12 protein-coding genes and 5 pseudogenes are annotated in these 17,359 nt (G+C 35.4%); 9 read left to right on the forward strand and 8 right to left on the reverse strand.

Annotated features, from left to right (window positions below):
• Positions 1-968 (reverse strand): annotated as a pseudogene (locus GF867_RS14110) (IS3 family transposase); the annotation flags it as partial.
• 177 nt (positions 969-1,145) lie between these two features.
• On the opposite strand from GF867_RS14110, the pseudogene GF867_RS13855 reads away from it, so the two are divergent.
• The 4 genes and pseudogenes from GF867_RS13855 to GF867_RS11610 all read left to right on the forward strand — a co-directional run.
• Positions 1,146-1,379, forward strand: a pseudogene (locus GF867_RS13855) (hypothetical protein); the annotation flags it as partial.
• A gap of 139 nt (positions 1,380-1,518) precedes the next feature.
• Positions 1,519-2,385 carry an AraC family transcriptional regulator gene (locus GF867_RS11600; protein ID WP_153833274.1) on the forward strand — a complete coding sequence of 289 codons (867 nt, stop codon included), beginning with the start codon at positions 1,519-1,521 and terminating at the stop codon, positions 2,383-2,385.
• A gap of 433 nt (positions 2,386-2,818) precedes the next feature.
• Positions 2,819-3,442 carry a TetR/AcrR family transcriptional regulator gene (locus GF867_RS11605; RefSeq protein WP_153833275.1) on the forward strand — a complete coding sequence of 208 codons (624 nt, stop codon included), beginning with the start codon at positions 2,819-2,821 and terminating at the stop codon, positions 3,440-3,442.
• Positions 3,435-4,337, forward strand: coding sequence for an alpha/beta fold hydrolase (locus tag GF867_RS11610; protein ID WP_172974020.1), 903 nt, complete (start codon positions 3,435-3,437; stop codon positions 4,335-4,337). Before GF867_RS11605 ends, GF867_RS11610 begins: the two co-directional genes overlap by 8 nt.
• 453 nt (positions 4,338-4,790) lie before the next feature.
• On the opposite strand, the gene GF867_RS11615 is transcribed toward GF867_RS11610, so the two are convergent.
• The 4 genes from GF867_RS11615 to pdxR form a co-directional block, all read right to left on the reverse strand.
• Positions 4,791-5,165 (reverse strand): hypothetical protein, encoded by a 375-nt coding sequence (locus tag GF867_RS11615; RefSeq protein WP_153833277.1) that lies wholly within the window; start codon positions 5,163-5,165, stop codon positions 4,791-4,793.
• Positions 5,166-5,385: 220 nt separating this feature from the next.
• Positions 5,386-5,949 carry a chromate transporter gene (locus GF867_RS11620; RefSeq protein ID WP_153833278.1) on the reverse strand — a complete coding sequence of 188 codons (564 nt, stop codon included), beginning with the start codon at positions 5,947-5,949 and terminating at the stop codon, positions 5,386-5,388.
• The gene (locus GF867_RS11625; RefSeq protein WP_153833279.1) at positions 5,946-6,527 is read right to left on the reverse strand and encodes a chromate transporter; all 582 of its coding nucleotides are present in this window, start codon (positions 6,525-6,527) and stop codon (positions 5,946-5,948) included. The genes GF867_RS11620 and GF867_RS11625 overlap by 4 nt, the downstream gene beginning before the upstream one ends.
• Before the next feature lie 23 nt (positions 6,528-6,550).
• On the reverse strand, positions 6,551-7,975 hold the full coding sequence (gene pdxR, locus GF867_RS11630) for a MocR-like pyridoxine biosynthesis transcription factor PdxR (RefSeq protein ID WP_153833280.1): 1,425 nt from the start codon (positions 7,973-7,975) through the stop codon (positions 6,551-6,553).
• 133 nt (positions 7,976-8,108) lie between these two features.
• On the opposite strand from pdxR, the gene pdxS reads away from it, so the two are divergent.
• The 3 genes and pseudogenes from pdxS to GF867_RS11645 all read left to right on the forward strand — a co-directional run.
• Positions 8,109-8,966: a pyridoxal 5'-phosphate synthase lyase subunit PdxS gene (gene pdxS, locus GF867_RS11635; protein WP_153833281.1), complete on the forward strand. Its 858-nt coding sequence runs from the start codon at positions 8,109-8,111 to the stop codon at positions 8,964-8,966.
• 606 nt (positions 8,967-9,572) lie between these two features.
• Positions 9,573-9,776, forward strand: a complete 204-nt coding sequence (locus GF867_RS14420) for a recombinase family protein (RefSeq protein ID WP_153833282.1) — start codon at positions 9,573-9,575, stop codon at positions 9,774-9,776.
• A gap of 246 nt (positions 9,777-10,022) precedes the next feature.
• Positions 10,023-10,385: pseudogene (locus GF867_RS11645) on the forward strand (recombinase family protein); the annotation flags it as partial.
• Positions 10,386-10,893: 508 nt separating this feature from the next.
• Here the strand turns inward: GF867_RS11645 and GF867_RS11650 are convergent.
• From GF867_RS11650 to metE, 3 genes and pseudogenes are all read right to left on the reverse strand, one after another.
• A pseudogene (locus tag GF867_RS11650) lies at positions 10,894-12,003 on the reverse strand (IS1380 family transposase); the annotation flags it as partial.
• 226 nt (positions 12,004-12,229) lie between these two features.
• Complete coding sequence (gene metF / locus GF867_RS11660; RefSeq protein ID WP_153833286.1) at positions 12,230-13,111, reverse strand: methylenetetrahydrofolate reductase [NAD(P)H]; 882 nt, start codon at positions 13,109-13,111, stop codon at positions 12,230-12,232.
• A gap of 3 nt (positions 13,112-13,114) precedes the next feature.
• Positions 13,115-15,367 (reverse strand): 5-methyltetrahydropteroyltriglutamate--homocysteine S-methyltransferase, encoded by a 2,253-nt coding sequence (gene metE, locus GF867_RS11665; RefSeq protein ID WP_153833287.1) that lies wholly within the window; start codon positions 15,365-15,367, stop codon positions 13,115-13,117.
• A 496-nt stretch (positions 15,368-15,863) separates the two neighbouring features.
• Between metE and GF867_RS11670 the strand changes: the two genes are divergently transcribed.
• Together GF867_RS11670 and GF867_RS11675 are read left to right on the forward strand one after the other, a co-directional pair.
• Positions 15,864-16,787 (forward strand): LysR family transcriptional regulator, encoded by a 924-nt coding sequence (locus tag GF867_RS11670; RefSeq protein ID WP_153833288.1) that lies wholly within the window; start codon positions 15,864-15,866, stop codon positions 16,785-16,787.
• A gap of 135 nt (positions 16,788-16,922) precedes the next feature.
• A pseudogene (locus GF867_RS11675) lies at positions 16,923-17,309 on the forward strand (DUF6904 family protein); the annotation flags it as partial.
• Between the last annotated feature and the right edge of the window lie 50 nt (positions 17,310-17,359).

Raw genomic sequence — 17,359 nt, forward strand, 5'->3', positions numbered from 1 at the left:
CCGTTTTCACGACCTTAAACATCGATTCGGCCACTGCGTTGTCGTAAGGGCATCCTTTCATACTCAACGAGCGTTGAATGCCGAACGTTTCTAATGCATCATCAATCAATTGATTTTTAAATTCGCTACCACGATCTGTGTGAAACGTTTCGATCAAATGTAATGGTCTTGAAATGCTTGATAATGCTTTGTATACCAGCTCTGCTGTCTTGTTCGCTCCAGCGCTGTGACCAATAATTTCACGATTAAAAAGGTCAACAAATAAACAGACGTAATGCCATTTCCATTTACACGTACATAGGTTAAATCGCTTACGACAACAGCTAATTCTGCCTGATAATCAAAAGCTCTATTAAGAATGTTTTTTACTGGTACTTCATTTACTTTGGACTTGAATGGCTTGAATTGAGCGACTGTGTAACTTGATACGAGGCCTTCTTCTTTCATGATTCGACCGATTCGTCTTCTAGAAACTATTAGCCCTTTCTTTTCAAGTTCAATTTTAATTTTTCTCCTGCCATATTTATAGCGGCTTACTTTAAAGACTTTGATAATTTATTTTGTTACAGAGTCGTTCTCTGGTTCTTTTTTGGATTCATAGTAGTAGGTACTTCTAGCGATTCCAAGGACTTCACATATTGCTGATACCGAGTATTTGTGAGCGTTATGACGGATTACATCTACTTTCGTCCCATGATCAGCGCGGCTTGCTTTAAACTATCATTCTCCATCATTAGACGTTGATTTTCTTTTCGAAGCTTGATTAATTCCTCTTCTTCAGGGGTACGATTATCCTTTTCTTTGAAAGAGCCAGAAGCTTGGCTTTGTTTCACCCATTTATCAAATGCAGAGGCTGTTAGATCATATTCACGTATAATGTCTGCACGTGGTTTTCCGCTTTCATAAAGTCGTAATACTTGGCTTTTAAATTATGGCGTAAACGTTCTGCGTACTCTTTTTTCAGTCATGGTAGATTCTATCCGTTTCAGGTTCTTTTGTTTTATTCTACTAGACCTTAATTTTAATGTCTAACTTAGTGTAACCTATCCACTATTCACCTTAATCAATATGAGTAGAATCTAGTCATATAATTAATGGGGCACCTTTATTTATATTGAAGTTTTTTTAGATAATTACTCTTATTTATTTTGACTCACTACAATGGAGATTCAGATTACGCAAAGTATGATAATTCGGCTTGTCAATGGAATCAATTTCTAAAAGATTTTTGTACAGATGAATGCAGCAATAATTATACTAGTAAGTTAAAAGTTACAGCTATACTTTGGAAAGAAGTTAGAGAATCAAAGAATGAAAAAGTTTATTCAAAACAACTTCTAAATAAATATAGATACAAAATAGAGGAGTATCATAAATAAAAAAATATTAATTTATAGAGCCTTGTAAACTTGGGGCAACAATTTGGCAAGACCTATAAATTTTGTACGAATACTGTAGGGTAGTAAAAGATATTCTCCACTATACTAAAGTAAACCAAAAGAGAGGAGGGAAACCAAAATGAATATTATCAAGTCGTTCAATAATACGATTGATTATCTTGAAACAGTTCTTGATGATGAGATAGAGGAAAGGAAAGTAACGCAGCTATCAGGATACTCTTATTCAATGTTTAGTCGATTATTTTCTATTCTAACTGAAATAACGCTTTCGGAATATTTAAGAAGTAGAAGATTAACAGAAGCAGCCATAATATTAAGAGATACCGATGAAAAGATTATTGACATTGCCCTCAAATTTGGATATGAGTCATCAGATTCATTTGGTTCTGCTTTTAAGAATTTTCATGGATTTACCCCTTCAGAGGTACGAAATGGGAAGCCGTTAAAATTATTTTCACGAGTGCAATTATCACTTAGTGTAAGAGGAGGAAGAAGTATGAATATTACAATTCAAAAGAAAAAAGCCTTTACAGTTGCAGGGATTAATGAACAAAACATCAACTCATCAGTATGCCCAAGTGTTTGGGATAAGCTATATAAAAAATATAGCCACGATGAACTTTTAGGTTTAGGAAGCGATCAAAGTGTAGGTGTTTGTCATGACATAGTAAACCTTGATAATCACGATGTTTTAGAAAACAATACCATAAACTATATGGCAGGCTATATAGTTACTGATATAGACAAAGCCAAAAGCATGGGCTTAGATGTTTTGGAAGTGGAAGAAGCAGAGTATGCAGTTGTAGAGTTAATAGGAAGTGTTCCGGAATGCATTCATAACGGATGGAAATATGCGATGGAAGTATTTTTTCCCGAGCATGGCTATGGACATTCAGGAAAACCCGACTTTGAGTATTACTATGAAGGTGATATGCACAGCAAAGACTACAAAATGGAACTTTGGATTCCGATAACTAAAGCTTAATAAATCCCAGTCAATCTTTCTGAAACCTTTTAACTATAGATAGTAGATATCGTTAAAAGGTTTTATGATAAGTTTTCACGAACGGACACGCTGACTAGTTATTTATATTGTCCTAGCGTGCCACGTTGAGACGGTAGTATTGATGTCAAAAGTTGCACCAAACAAGTAAATAAAGTAATGAAAATAAAGACATATTCAAAAGCAATCGTTAAACCGTTGGTATTGCTTAGAATATGTCTTATTTTGAAGATTTAGTAGATAAGTTTCTAAACAAAGATAAAATTGTTTTTTATACTAAAAGTGCACACCCCTATAAAATATAAAATTATAAAATAAGTTAATAGAAACTTAGAGATAAAATTCTTAGGTTGAAAGCTAATCCTAATTAGCTTATAATAATCTTAGATAATTAGGATTAGCTAAAGGAGTTAAGATGAAAACACACGATAAAATATTAATTGAATCTTTAAAATTATTTGCAATCAAAGGATATTCAGACGTATTTTTAAATGACATAGCTGAAAATGTTGGAATTAAAGCTCCAAGTATTTATAAACACTTTAAAAATAAGAAAGACATATTTGAAAGTTGTATTGAAAAATTTGAGGAAAGAATGAATGAAAAACGCTTACAACTACTATTGCCAATAAATAATGAAAAATTAGATCCATATCTTTTAAAAGGTCGTGAAGAAATCATAGACATAGCATTAAAATTACTAGAATTTCATTTAACTGATGATGTTGCTTCAAATTTTAGAAAGATGTTGTTAATAGAAAGAAGTAGAAGTTCAGAAATAAATTCTATTTATGAAAAAACATTTATTACTAATCCTCTTTTTTATCAAGAGAATGTTTTTAAAATGCTTATAAATGAAAATAAATTTAAAAAAGGAGATTCTAAACTTATGGCACTTAAATTCTACTCACCCATTTATTTTATTTTACAAAAATACGACTTTGAAAGAGGTTCACTAAAAAACGCTAAAGATGAACTAACAAAAATAATAATTGATTTTTGCAATGAGTATGAGGTTTCAAATAAAAAAAATGATTAAAAAAATAGTTACACTTTTATTATTGCTGATTTTTTCATATCTTCTAATTATGAAGGTAAAACTTAATTATGAATTAGAAAAGGCAAATAATAGATTACATGATTATAACTCTCAAAATATTAAATTATCATATGGAAATATTAGTTATGCCGAAATAGGAAAAGGTGAAGTTATATTATCATGTCATGGGTTGTTTGGGGGATATGATCAAGGAATCGAAAATTTGAAAAGCTTATCTAAATATATGAGAATAATAGCGCCTTCAAGATTTGGGTATTTAGAGAGTGATGTAAAGGGTAAAGGAACACCAAAAGATCAATCTAAAGCATATGTAGAATTATTAGATAAATTAGGAATAGATAAGGTATATGTAATGGGAGCTTCGGCAGGTGGTACTAGTGCAATCAGATTTGCGTTAGATTACCCAGAAATGTGTAAAGGACTTATTTTATATTGTTCTGCAATGCCTGAAACTAAAAAAAGTGAAAATGTAAATTTAAAACAAGGGCCAGCTGAAATTTTAGTGAATAATTATATGATGTATATAACTAGCCCATTTTTTAAAGCGACTATGGGGATGGAACAAGAAGTTATTAAAACAATGTTACCTATTGATTTAAGAAAGTTAGGGGTAAAGATAGACTCAGAGATTACTAATCCAGATATGTCCTTAAATTTTAATGATTATAAAATTGAGAATTTACAAATACCAACATTAATTCTACAAGCAAAGGATGATAAGATAGTGGATTATAATAAGACACTAGCAGCAGCAGGTAGATTCCCTAATTTAACTTTAAAAATATTTGAAAATGGAGGACATATGATCAAGGGTCATGGTGAAGAAATAGATAAATATGTTTTAGAATTTATTAATTCTAATTCTCATAAGTAATTAAAAGTATAAGTTAATATAAAGCTGTAAACTAGAAATTGCTCTAAACAAGTAAATAAAGAAATGTTCTTAGAGACTTATTTAAAAGCTATTATTAAAAGGTTGGTATAGCGACAAATAGGTCTTTTATTAACTTTAAATTTTGGGGAAAGCGTTCTAAATCTTGACAAGATATTTTTAATAACAAAGAAAGATAAATTGTAAAAAGACTAATTGAGAAATAATATGCTATTATTTTGGAAAGGTTGTAAAAATAAGTAATAAGGCAGTTTATACAAATATATGTTAAACTGAAAAAAATAGACTAAAAATCACACGTTGAGACGGTAGTATTGATGTCAAGGGTTGATAAGTAAGCGTGTAATAATATAAGCAAATAAAGGCTTTCCGTGATTTGAGGTCTGGTAATAAGCCGGAAGGATAATCGCGGATTTTTTCTTTGAGGGAACTTATCTAAGATTGGTGAAATATGAAATTCGTCCATTGGTAGATTAATTGATGTGGTGAGTTGATAAGGTGGTTGGCAAAATAATGGTGAATTGACAAGATTGCTATTATATTCTGGTTTTCATATTTTTCTGTAATCTCCAAACAAATTGGCTTAAAAGCAAAAAACGGCGATATACGCCCCAACAGAGTGCCATCACGGGTAATGCTCAATCCATTATTTTTATGGCGCTGAACAACCCACATTCCATACGGAGTTTCAACTTCCATTTTATCTACCTGTGGTGGACGTAAAGTAAACGCCTGTGTTTTTGTCCGCTCTGGATTTGTTGCAAAGAAAAGGTTTGCAGTAGCTACCGCCTGTAAATTTTTATAAATCATGTACTTTCGAGAATCAGCACAGTTCCAATCTTCTGTTTGCTTTGGTAAGTTTACAATATCTGTGGTAAAGATAATATTGCCACTTGTATCACTGATTTTCTTGGCTGCTCCAATAAACTTTTGGTTACTAATTTTTGCTACGACTGTACCACCCTCATCTAACAGTTTCCAAGAAAAAAGTCCTTTTCGTATTCGTAGTTTTATAATCTATCTACTCCTCCTATTTAATTAGGTAAATCGCGCCTCCGATAACTCCTGAACCGAGCATTACAAAAATGGGATTGGGCTTCCATCTTCTTAATGTAAATACAGTCGTTCCAAATAGCAGGAGAGAAATATAATCAATGGATTCCGGATTGATTGAAAATCCATTTTCACCCCAAATAGCCAGAATGAAGATAGACAATCCTGCTGATGCAATTAGTGCTACAACTGCAGGCCTAAGTCCGGATAGGACACCCTGTACTACAGTCAAACCCTTATATTTATAATAGACCCATGCCAAAAAAGATACAATAACGCAAGACGGGAAAACACAGCCAATAGTAGCAATGATGGCTCCCGGTAAACCTGCGATTCTAATTCCTACAAAGGAAGCAGAATTGATTGCGATTGGTCCAGGTGTCATTTCGGCAATGGTAATCAAATCAGTAAATTCAGTCAGTGTAAGCCAATGGTTTAAATCAACCACTTGATTTTGTATAAGAGGCATAGCTGCCATTCCACCACCTATGCTGAACATACCTATTTGAAAGAAACTCCAAAAAAGCTTTAAAAGTATCATTGTGAGTCACCATCCTTTTTGTTTTTTCTTTCTTGAAGCACAATTTTTCCGGCTCCGATGCATCCGCATACTAAAATAATATACATGACATTGATTTTTAAGAAAAATGTCGCAATAAATGCACTAATCATAACAAATGCAGATATCAAATCCTTTTCTTTTACAACATTACCTCCAAGGTTTAGCACTACATCAGCAATGACTGCAGCGACTCCTGCTTGCATTCCTTTCAGCACTGCATTAACTACAATGTTTTCCCTAAATGCTGTGTAAAAAAAGGATATGATGGAAATGATAATTAGTGGCGGCAGTACTGTTCCTAAAATTGATATAAAGGCACCTAATATGCCTGCCACACGATACCCTAACAGGATGGATGCATTTACTGCAACAGCGCCGGGTGAGGATTGCGCAATTGCTGTCAAATTCAGCATTTCATCTTCGTCGATCCATTTCAAATCGTCCACAAATTTTTTCTGCATCAGTGGAATAATGACGTAACCTCCGCCAAAAGTAAATGCACTTAAATAAAATGTAGAGCTAAACAGCTTCATGTATATATGTTTTTTATTATTCATTTAATCAAACCTCCTACTATATTTTAATGCTTGCATCTATATATGTAAAATAGCATTATAACTTTAAAAATAGAGACTAAAGCTTGAATAGCTTGATCAATTTCATCAAGCTCTAGCCCACCATAACCTAAAATATAACTTTGGTCGAACCGGTTCTTTAATTTAGCGTAGTGGTTGACCGGTTGTAAGCGGATCTTATTTTCAGCCAGCCTAGCTTGAATCACGTCAGTCGGTGGAATCTCACCCTCAAAGTTAATAATTAAGAAAAGTCCTGCCCCTGCTTCCTTAATGGTTAGGGGTAGTTGGGTTTGGTTAAGCGCTGCAAGAACCGCTTTTTCCTTACGACGGTAATTAGTCCGCAGGCTATTAATATATTTAGGAAAATGGGTAGAATTGAGAAAATCAGTCATTAAATATTGCTCAAAGCTGGAAATATCACTGGTTTTTAATTTAGCTTGATGGAATTTATTCATTAATTGATCGGGTAAAACTAAATAAGACATCTTAAAAATTGACCCCATACTTTGACGAAAGGCCCCTAATAAAATGACTCGCTCTTGGTCGTCCAGACTAGTCAAAGCAGGAACAGGACGGCCCTTAAGGCGGAACTCATTATAGTAGTCATTTTCAATAATATAACGGTTTTCTGCCTGATAGGCCCATTTTAATAAACGCTGACGTCGCCGCATCCCCATGATAATGCCAGTGGGAAACTGATGGCTGGGAGTAGTTATCACGATGTTAGCTGAGGTAGTCTCCAAATCTTTAACTGAGAAACCATATTTATCAATCGGAATTCGAATCGTCTTTTGCTGATAGTCTGTAAAGAAATCTAAATTTTTATAATAGCCAGGATCTTCTAAGGCGTAAATCGCATCTTCTAATAAGGCAAATAGAGTCTGTAAGCTAGCCGTATGACCACCTGTAATGATGATATTGTCAGCTGAAGTCATCACTCCCCGGTATTTACGTAAATAATTAGCAATAGCCAAGCGTAAAGAGAGAGAACCCAAGTCATCTTTTAAATTACAATTAACCACGCTTCTTGCTAGCGCCTCGGGTGCATACTGCAATAATTGTTTGGGATTTAAAGTTGACATATCACGGTTGGCAAAGTGAAAATCATAAGTATATTGGCTGACTTCACTTATTTTAGAATGCTCATGTTTTAGCGGCTTTGTCTCCATTTCCTCAGAGGGCAACATATCAATTTCTAGTAAATCCACATAATAACCAGATCTTTCCCTCGGCACTATATAGCCTTCATCGGTCAGTTGGTCATAAGCGTTAATGACTGTATTAAGACTGACTTTTAAATGATCTGCCAAAGCCCTGCGTGAGGGGAGTTGGTCTCTACTTTTTAAATGTCCTTGGGCAATTTGCCGAATGACTTCATCGACTATTTGTAAGTAGAGGTGTTGGTCTTCGTTAAAGTTTACCGTAATCATGCTTTTCCTCCTCTCGTATTATCCATTATACAATAAAAACTATTTGGACCCATGAAAGTATCTGTTTTTGCATCTTAAGAAACATCCAAAAGATTGTTAAAGTGGAGACAATATTTATAAAGGAGTAATCAAAATGAAACGATCAACTGAAGAAGTACATAAACAATTAGCTGGTGGCGTAATTATGGACGTGGTAAATGTGGAACAAGCTAAAATTGCAGAAGCAGCTGGTGCCGTAGCGGTCATGGCTTTAGAAAGAGTTCCTGCAGACATTCGAGCTGCTGGTGGTATTAGTCGGATGAGTGACCCTCAAATGATAAAAGAAATTCAAGCAGCAGTTTCTATACCAGTCATGGCGAAAGTAAGAATTGGTCACTTTGTCGAAGCTCAAATCTTAGAAAGTTTACAAATTGACTATATTGATGAGTCAGAAGTTTTATCAGTCGCTGATCATGTTTATCATATTGATAAACAACCATTTGAAACACCTTTCGTTTGTGGAGCTAGAGATTTAGGTGAAGCTTTACGCCGTATTCAAGAAGGGGCTAAAATGATTCGTACTAAAGGTGAAGCAGGAACGGGGGATGTCAGTCAAGCGGTTAGTCACTTAAGAAAAATCCATGAACAAATCCGCTATGTGGCTTCGTTACAAGATGATCAGCTCTTTAACCAAGCTAAGGAATTAGGCGTCTCTTATGATTTATTAAAGCGAGTCCATGATACTGGTAAATTACCTGTGCTGAACTTTTCAGCTGGCGGGGTGGCAACACCTGCTGATGCGGCTTTAATGATGCAATTAGGTGCTGAAGGAGTTTTCGTTGGTTCAGGCATTTTCAAATCAGGTAATCCAGAAAAACGTGCCAAAGCCATAGTTGAAGCAGTAGCCCATTACAAAGATGCTGCTAAATTAGCCGAAATCTCAACTGATTTAGGCGAAGCGATGGTAGGTATTAACGAAGACGAAATTAAAGTCATCATGTCTAAGCGTTAACCATTAAAAACAAGGGTTTCAAAAGTCAGTGGGCTTGATCTGCTGACTTTTTTTATTTTGTCCTAGGCAGTTTGGGAGTTCCTCTTCCTTGGGAGTTATCGAGGAGTTACTTGACACCACTCTGAATAGAACGTCAGTTTACCCATCCATTATTTGCCAAGATGTATTTGAGCAATTTCAAGGAGAAAGACAACAACGAAGTAAATGATTAGGAAGAAACTTAATTTACCTAATAATCAGTTAAACATTTCCAGTGCATTTAAATGGCGGGGCGAAGAAATACAGATATCAGATTCATTTGAAATAACAGAGCAGTTATATCAGTCAATAGAGGTGATTAGATGACAATGTAAAAAAATGTAATGACGATTCCTGCACGACGAAAAATTAAAACTGAGGAACAGCACGATGAAACCAACAAATTAAGAGTTGCTGCCTACTGGCGTGTGTTAACAGAAAGTGAAGAACAAGTTAGGAGTTTTACTACCCAGGTGAATCACTATAGAAATTATATTAATAAGACCCCAGAATAGCAATTAGTTAATATTAATGCAGATGAAAGAAATTTCAGGAACGAATACCTAAAATACAAAAGAGTTTAGTCGAATGATTGATGAGTGTATAGACGGTAGTGTTGATTTGATTATAAGGAAGTATATCTCACGATTTGCGAGAAATACTGTGGATTGTTTGAACTACATTCGTCAATTAAAAGAACAAAAAGTTGCTGTGTATTTTGAAAAAGAGAACATCAATACACTAGATAGAAGGGTAAAGTATTGCTTACAATTATGGCGTCTCGGCCAATAAGAATCTGAGTCTTTAAGTAAAAACGTAAAACGTGGTGTGTAGTTAAGATTTCAACAAGGAAAAATTCAAGTTAATCATAATAGGTTTTTAGGATATACAAAAGATGAAGAAGGTAATCTAGTTATTAAACCAGAACAAGCAATAATCAGGAAGTACCTAGAAGGGTCCAATTTAAAAGTAATCACAGATGGATTAATTAAGAATGGTATACTTACTGCTACAGGAAAATAATATTGGCGTGGGGAAGCTGTAAGTAAAATCCTTAGGAATGAAAAGTATATGGGAGATGCCTTACTTCAAAAAACATATACCGTTGATGTTTTAAGCAAAAAAAGAATTAACAATAGTGGCATTGTAGCACAGTACAATGTAGAAATTAGTCATGATGCTATTATTCCAAGAGAACTATTTATGCAAACTCAAAATGAACTAAATAGAAGATCTGAACTTAGAAAAAGTAAAAACAAATTAAAGAAGAAGAGTGTCTATAGTGAACAATATGCCTTATCAAATGTCCTAGTCTGCAGCGAGTTGGCGATCTTTATAGAAGAGTGGCATGGAATTATAAAGTATCAACTTCAGCAAAGTGGAGATGTGCAACTAGAATAACTGATGGACCTGATGCCTGTAAAGGAGAAAGACTAGAAGAATCAGAAATTCAAAACAAATGTCATTAATAGATGAAAAGATAAATAAACTAAAAAATGAAACTGGTGAGTTCAGTTCAAGATAACAAATCCGATGACGAAAGGGTTGATCAGCTAGAGGAGTTAAGAAATAAGAAAAGTAAACTTCAAGCAGATGTATCAATTGTAGATACTAACAGACTAAGAATAGAAGATCTAATAAAATTTTTAGACTCTAGTTCATCTAGAATTGAGGAATACGAAGATAAATTATATGATAGGATATAGTAATTCTGATCTTGTAAAAATTTTTGGGTTTAAAATTTAAAATAATGAATAATATAATAAAATAAATTATTTTTTATCCTGAATAATTCATACCTCTAATTTAGAGGCTGTTTTATCAATATTGTTATATTTTCTTTATCGTTTATTCACTGTTTGGGCTCGAATTTTGGGCGCACTGCTCCCTGGGCCATTTAAATATTTTTAAAATCCAACAGGCTAATCATCATGCGAGCCTCGTTTTCAATGAATCTGGGACTATCTGTTTTATCAAAGAAGAAGCTGTTTTTGGCTTCTTTAATGTAGTTTTCCATGGTACCGCGTTTATTGTAGGTTTCAAATACTCTTTTAGCCGAGATGTTTCCTGAGAAATTCGTGACAATAAAAGAATGCTTAAAGAGTAGTTCACCTACTTCTCGAGTCGAACGGATACAGACACGTCGTGACTTTGTCCATGAGGCTGCTTGGTATAAAACCGAGTGATAATAGACTTCTTTTTCATCCCATGGATGATCATTATCATATAACACAAATTCTTCAGCTAAGCGATACAAATTTCGATTGGCCTTTAGCCGAATGACATACTGATTTTCGTATAAGTCGCATAAATCATAAATATTCGGCGTTGCGAATCCACTATCTCCACGAACGAGAATATCAGTAGTTGGAATCACTTGGTTATAATGTTCCAATAACGGTTCAAGAAATTCTTTGACTCCGTTGGAAGTATATTGATTTCCTGATCGAAGCTTGGCTTTTAAAAAGTCGCCAATCAAGCCGTCAAATGCCACCAAAGGGTGATAACCATTTGTTCCATAGTGTGCATTATAAGCTGTTTGTTCTTGATGACCAAAGGTATCCGAATAAGTAGAATCTAAATCGATAATCATATTTGTATCGTTGCGAACCAGACGGGCTTTGTCAATTAACGCTTGATTGAATACTTGCAACGTCTTAATTGTCTCATCTTCTACACGATCATAGAGTCGAGAAATTGAGGATTGAGAAGCCAGTGGCTCATCGGTTGAGAGCGTCTGTAATACCGGATCATGCTGTAAAATATTTGCAGCAGAATCAGTATGATAACCACCTATAATTTGTAGAATTAACTGTTTCAAAATCATATGATTCGTATGCGTTCAATATTTACGACTGTCATTAAATGTAACAATATCTTCAGAGAGCTGAGTAAATTGGAAAGCATCCATTAATTCATCGATTAGTACTAAAGCAGAATCACTTGATAAACGACCACCATCATGAGAAACGATTAAATTATTGTTGAATTTTACGGCGTTTTCTTGTAAAGTAACCATTAAGAGACCCCTTTCTATTGGCTGTTTGTCATGAATTAACCATATCAGAAAGGGGCTCTTTTCATCACCTAATGGGTGATGGGATGACTTAGATAAAAGATTGTTAAACCAACGTTAGTTGATATTAATAGAAAAAATATGAATTATTCAGGATAAAAAATCCTAATTAAAGCAACGGCCTACTAGCAAATCACGCTGGAGGCTGTTGCTTTATATAATTTGCTCTTTATACGCCTAAGAGTTCCGTAGTTTGAAACAATGATTTTGTTGCTTGATGAATTTGCCGAGCGGTATCGGATTGATTCATGGTATATAAATGAATGCCAGCCACGCCTTGTGTGACTAAGTCGACAATCTGATCAATGGCGTAGGCAAGCCCCGCATCACGCAATGCAACAGGATCGTGTTCATATTTTTCTAAAATTGCTAGAAATTTCTTCGGCAGTTGAGAAGAGCTGACTTTAATTAGACGTAAAGCCTGTTTGCGATTTACGATAGGCATGATCCCAGCCAAAATGGGGGCATCAATCTCTGCCAGTGAGCATCCTTCTTTGAACTGATAAAATTGTTCATTGTCAAAGAAAAGCTGTGTAATCAACTGACTGCAGCCAGCTTCTACTTTTTTCCTTAGATGCTTGATATCAGAAATCCGGTTGTCTGAATCTGGATGAATTTCAGGGTAGCAAGCACCTGAAATGTCAAAGTAGGGTGCTTGTTCCTGAATAAAAGTAACCAAATCACTCGCATAAGAAAAATCTCTTTTAGGTGGAATTCCTTCAACAATATCGCCTCTAAGAGCTAACACATGCCGGATTCCTAGTTTTTCAAGCTGTCCAAGGATGGTAGATACTTGTTGCTTGGATAAATAAGCTGCCGGTAAGTGTGCAATGGTAGGAATTCTCAATGTGTTTGTTACATAATCAGCAATTTTGACGGTTGTTTCTTCAATATTGGCTTTGTTATTACTGCAAGTTACGCTAATAAAATTCGGCTGTAAATCTTGTAGTTCATTCAAGGTCTGAATCAATTTTTTTGTACCAACTTGGGTATTCGCTGGAAAAACTTCAAAAGATAGGGAAGTGCCATTTCCTCTTTGAGAATCAGTCATTGCCTACAGCTCCTTTCGAATCGCCTTCACTGCTTGCGTCATGTTTTCCAGGCTCGCTTTTGTTTCACGTTCCCCACGAGTCTTTAAACCACAATCCGGATTAATCCAAACTTTCTCTTTTGGAACCTTTGCTAAAATTGCTCGAATGGTTTCGGTAATTTCTTCCACTGAAGGAATTCGTGGTGAGTGGATATCATAAACACCGGGGCCAACTTGAATTTTAAAGTTTTGTTTTTGTAATTCATCCAAAATTTCCAAATTAGAACGAGACGCTTCAAAGGAAATGACATCCGCATCCATATTCTCAATCGCAGGGATAATATCGGTAAACTCGCTATAGCACATATGGGTGTGGATTTGCGTTTGGGGTTTCACTTTGCTGTGAACCAATCGAAAGGCAGGGATTGCCCAATCCAAATATTCTGAATTCCAATCACTTCTTCTTAATGGCAACTTTTCCCTCAAAGCAGCTTCATCGATTTGAATCACGCGAATACCGTTTGCTTCTAAGTCCAATACTTCTTCCTGAATCGCCAGAGCAATTTGTAAAGTAGATTCACGCAATGAAAGATCCTCTCGAGGGAATGACCAATTTAAAATGGTCACCGGACCTGTTAACATTCCTTTTACGATTTTATCTGTTTGTGACTGCGCATAAGCAGACCATTCCACCGTAATCGGTGCCGCTCTTGAAACATCTCCCCATATGATAGGCGGTTTCACACCACGAGTGCCGTAAGATTGTACCCAGCCATTTTTACTAAATAGATAACCTTCCAAGTTTTGTCCGAAATATTCGACCATGTCGTTTCGCTCAAATTCACCGTGAACCAAAACATCTAACCCAATTTCTTCCTGCCAAGCTAACCAATCATTCGTTCGGTTTGCGATAAATTCTTTATAGGAATCTTGACTGATTTCTTTTCGTTTGAAAAGAGCACGCGTCTTTTTGACATCTTTCGTTTGTGGGAAAGAACCAATCGTTGTAGTCGGTAGTAACGGAAAATTAAAAATGTCCTTTTGCAAAGCTTCTCTTTTTGAAAAATCAGGTTTCCTTGTAAAGGCATCTTCGGACAATTGATTGATTTTTTCCCCTAGAGCAGTATTTACCGCAATTCTTTCTGATGCAAACAAGTCTTTATTTTCAGCCAGAGCAGCACTGCTTTCTCCATCAAGAATTTCTTTTAATTCAACGAGCTCCTGTAACTTTTCTTTAGCAAAAGAGAAATGCCGCTTGATTTCTTCAGGAAAACTTTCCTTTTCTACTGTGAATGGTACGTGGAGCAAGGAGCAGGAAGTAGACAGGACATAATTTTTCACCCCCAAACTCTCTAATAGGGCCAAGCTTTTCGAATAGTCATTTCGCCAAATGTTTTTTCCGTTAACGACTCCTGCATACAGAAATTTGTCTTCTGGAAAGGCAGTTTGAACCAACTCGATATTTTTAGTACCTTCCACAAAGTCCAAGCCGATTCCTTCTACTGCTAAGGCAGTCAATTCATGATACACGTCACGTACATCACCAAAGTAAGTTTGAATGAGGATTTTCAAGCCAGCTTTATCTGCAAGCAAGGAATCATAAAGATCTACAAATAATTTCTTTTCCGCTTCATCAACATCTTTTACCAAAGCAGGTTCATCTAATTGAATCCATTCTGCACCGATTTCATTCAATTTGTGAAACACTTCTTGGTATCCTTTCACCAAGTCAGCGACAAAGTCACGAGCAGCTAAGCCATCTTCAAACTCGCTTAGTTGAAGCAAAGTAAAAGGCCCAACTAAAACAGGGCGGCTATCAATTCCCAAATCCTTGGCTTCTAAGAACTCATCAAAAATTTTGCTCGTACTAATTTGAATAGCGGTGTCTTTTTCAAATTTTGGTACGAGATAATGATAATTCGTATTGAACCATTTTTTCATCGGGAGAGCTTTAATATCGCCTTTTTCTCCTTGGTAACCACGTGCTAAAGTAAAATACTTATCTAGGGAAGATAAGTCACTTTTTTCGACTTCTTTTGGAAGAATATTGAATAGAAAAGCAGCATCCAAGGTCTGATCGTAAAAGGAAAAGTCATTACTTGGAATAGAATCAATTCCTGCTTTTTTTACTAGTGAAAAATGCTTGCGCCGGATCTCTTTTCCAATTCGGAATAATTCTTCTTCATTGATTTCGTTTCGGAGATACTTCTCCGTCGCAAATTTTAATTCGCGGTTTTCGCCCAACCTGGGGAAACCAATAATGGATGTTTGAGTCATAGTAAATCCTCCTTTGTTGTTATCACCTGAATAATTCATACCTCTAATGTTAAAGGCTGTTTTATCAATATTGTTATATTTTCTTTACCGTTTTTCATCTTCTATCCTAATTGATTAATTTTTCTGGCCCTTGTAATTATTTTGAATTTTTTCACTTTTCAAACTCAAATTTTGGACGCACTGCTCCTTGGGCCATTTAAAAATCTGGTTATTAAATGTACTGCCGAATCCTTTGGTTTTGCCTGAATACGGTATAAAATTCTCGCTGATAAAGGGATTCTTTTTCATCACCTAATGGGTGATGAAGCAGATTACTTTAAAAACTAATAAATCAATGTTAGGAAAGACTATTAGTAAAACTATGAATTATTCAGGTATCAAATATGATAGCACGTTCAAAATGACTTGGATAACTGAGAAAAATAATCATTCGTAATAGCTAAAGACTATAACATAAGGTAAGATAGATGGTAAATACAATAAGAGGAGGAGTCACATGCGGATTGAACAACTGGAGTATTTGGAAGCCATTGTCAAAACAGGCTCGATAAATGAAGCAGCAAAAAATCTTTATTTGACACAGCCAAGCTTATCCAATGCTCTCAAAGAACTGGAAAAAGAAATTGGTATTCAAATTCTAGTTCGCAGTAAACTAGGGGTTTCTTTGACCGACGATGGAAGAGAGTTCATGATTTATGCCCGCCAAATTCTTGACAATGTCCATTTATTAGAAGAGCGATATCAAAAACAAAGCCCTAGAAAACAGGCTTTGTCGATTTCAGCTCAACATTATGCCTTTGTGGTGCATGCTTTTGTGGAACTGATTCGCGGAGTAAATACGGAGGAATATCAATTTACTTTGCGGGAAACAGAAACGCAGAATATTTTGGAAGACTTAACTGCTTTTAAAAGCGAACTAGGTGTTTTATACTTGAATAACTTTAACAAGCAGGTTCTGGAGAAATTATTTAAAGAAAATGATTTAGTATTTACGCCATTATTTGTTGCTCAACCGCATGTTTTTGTAGGAGCTCACAATCCTTTAATCGGGAAAAAATATGTGACGTTGGAAGATTTGGAAGAATATCCCTATCTTTCCTATGAACAGGGCGAGCGGAACTCTTTTTACTTTTCAGAAGAAATCCTCAGTACATTAGACCGAAAAAAGAATATTAAAGTAAGTGATCGCGCCACGATTTTTAATTTGATGGTAGGACTCAACGGCTACACAATCAGCTCGGGAATTATCAGTAGTGAATTGAACGATGATAAAATAGTAGCTATTCCTTTAAAAGTAGAAGACACCATGACGCTGGGCTGGCTGAAGCACCACAAGCTAGAACTGAGTCCTCTGGCAAAAGAATACCTAGAAATTCTTAAGCAGCATATTGAAAGGTTTGGATTTGAGATTGTGGAGTAGACATAACCTTGCAGGATTTGTTGTTTAGATAAAGTGATAATAAAAAGAATACAAAGGAGAAAAACCATGCTGTTTTCAGAAAATTCACCAAACAATTTAGGAGTCACTCTTTGTGGCGACTAAAAAGACTTTGAATATTCATACGAGGCTTTGCATATGATAGTCGAGGACGAGGAATATTTCTCTTCGGCCAGGATTCGTGTGTTGGGAATTTGTTATGATATCCGCCATGCCTTAATGGGAAACAGGGAATATCAATTCGTTGAGAATGGCCCTACTGACGAGATAAAGAAATATCAAGGCTTTATCGCCTCTGATAAAAATATCTATTTAATAATTTATGTCTTATGGCCAGAAATGCTATTCGTCTTATGGGCGCTCAATGATTTTTCCCTGCACTACGCTAAAAAAATTACAAAGAATCAAAGTATGTATAATTTACTCACAAAGAGAGTGGAAAAAAAGGCGTTCAGCCCCGAATCACTGGAGCGAATCATGCTCAGATGGTTGCAGACCATCTGAGTATGATTCGTGAAGTGGACGTCGGGGCTGCCTTTTTGAGCACATTTACG

Source organism: Fundicoccus ignavus (assembly GCF_009659375.1).
Lineage (GTDB): Bacteria > Bacillota > Bacilli > Lactobacillales > Aerococcaceae > Fundicoccus > Fundicoccus ignavus.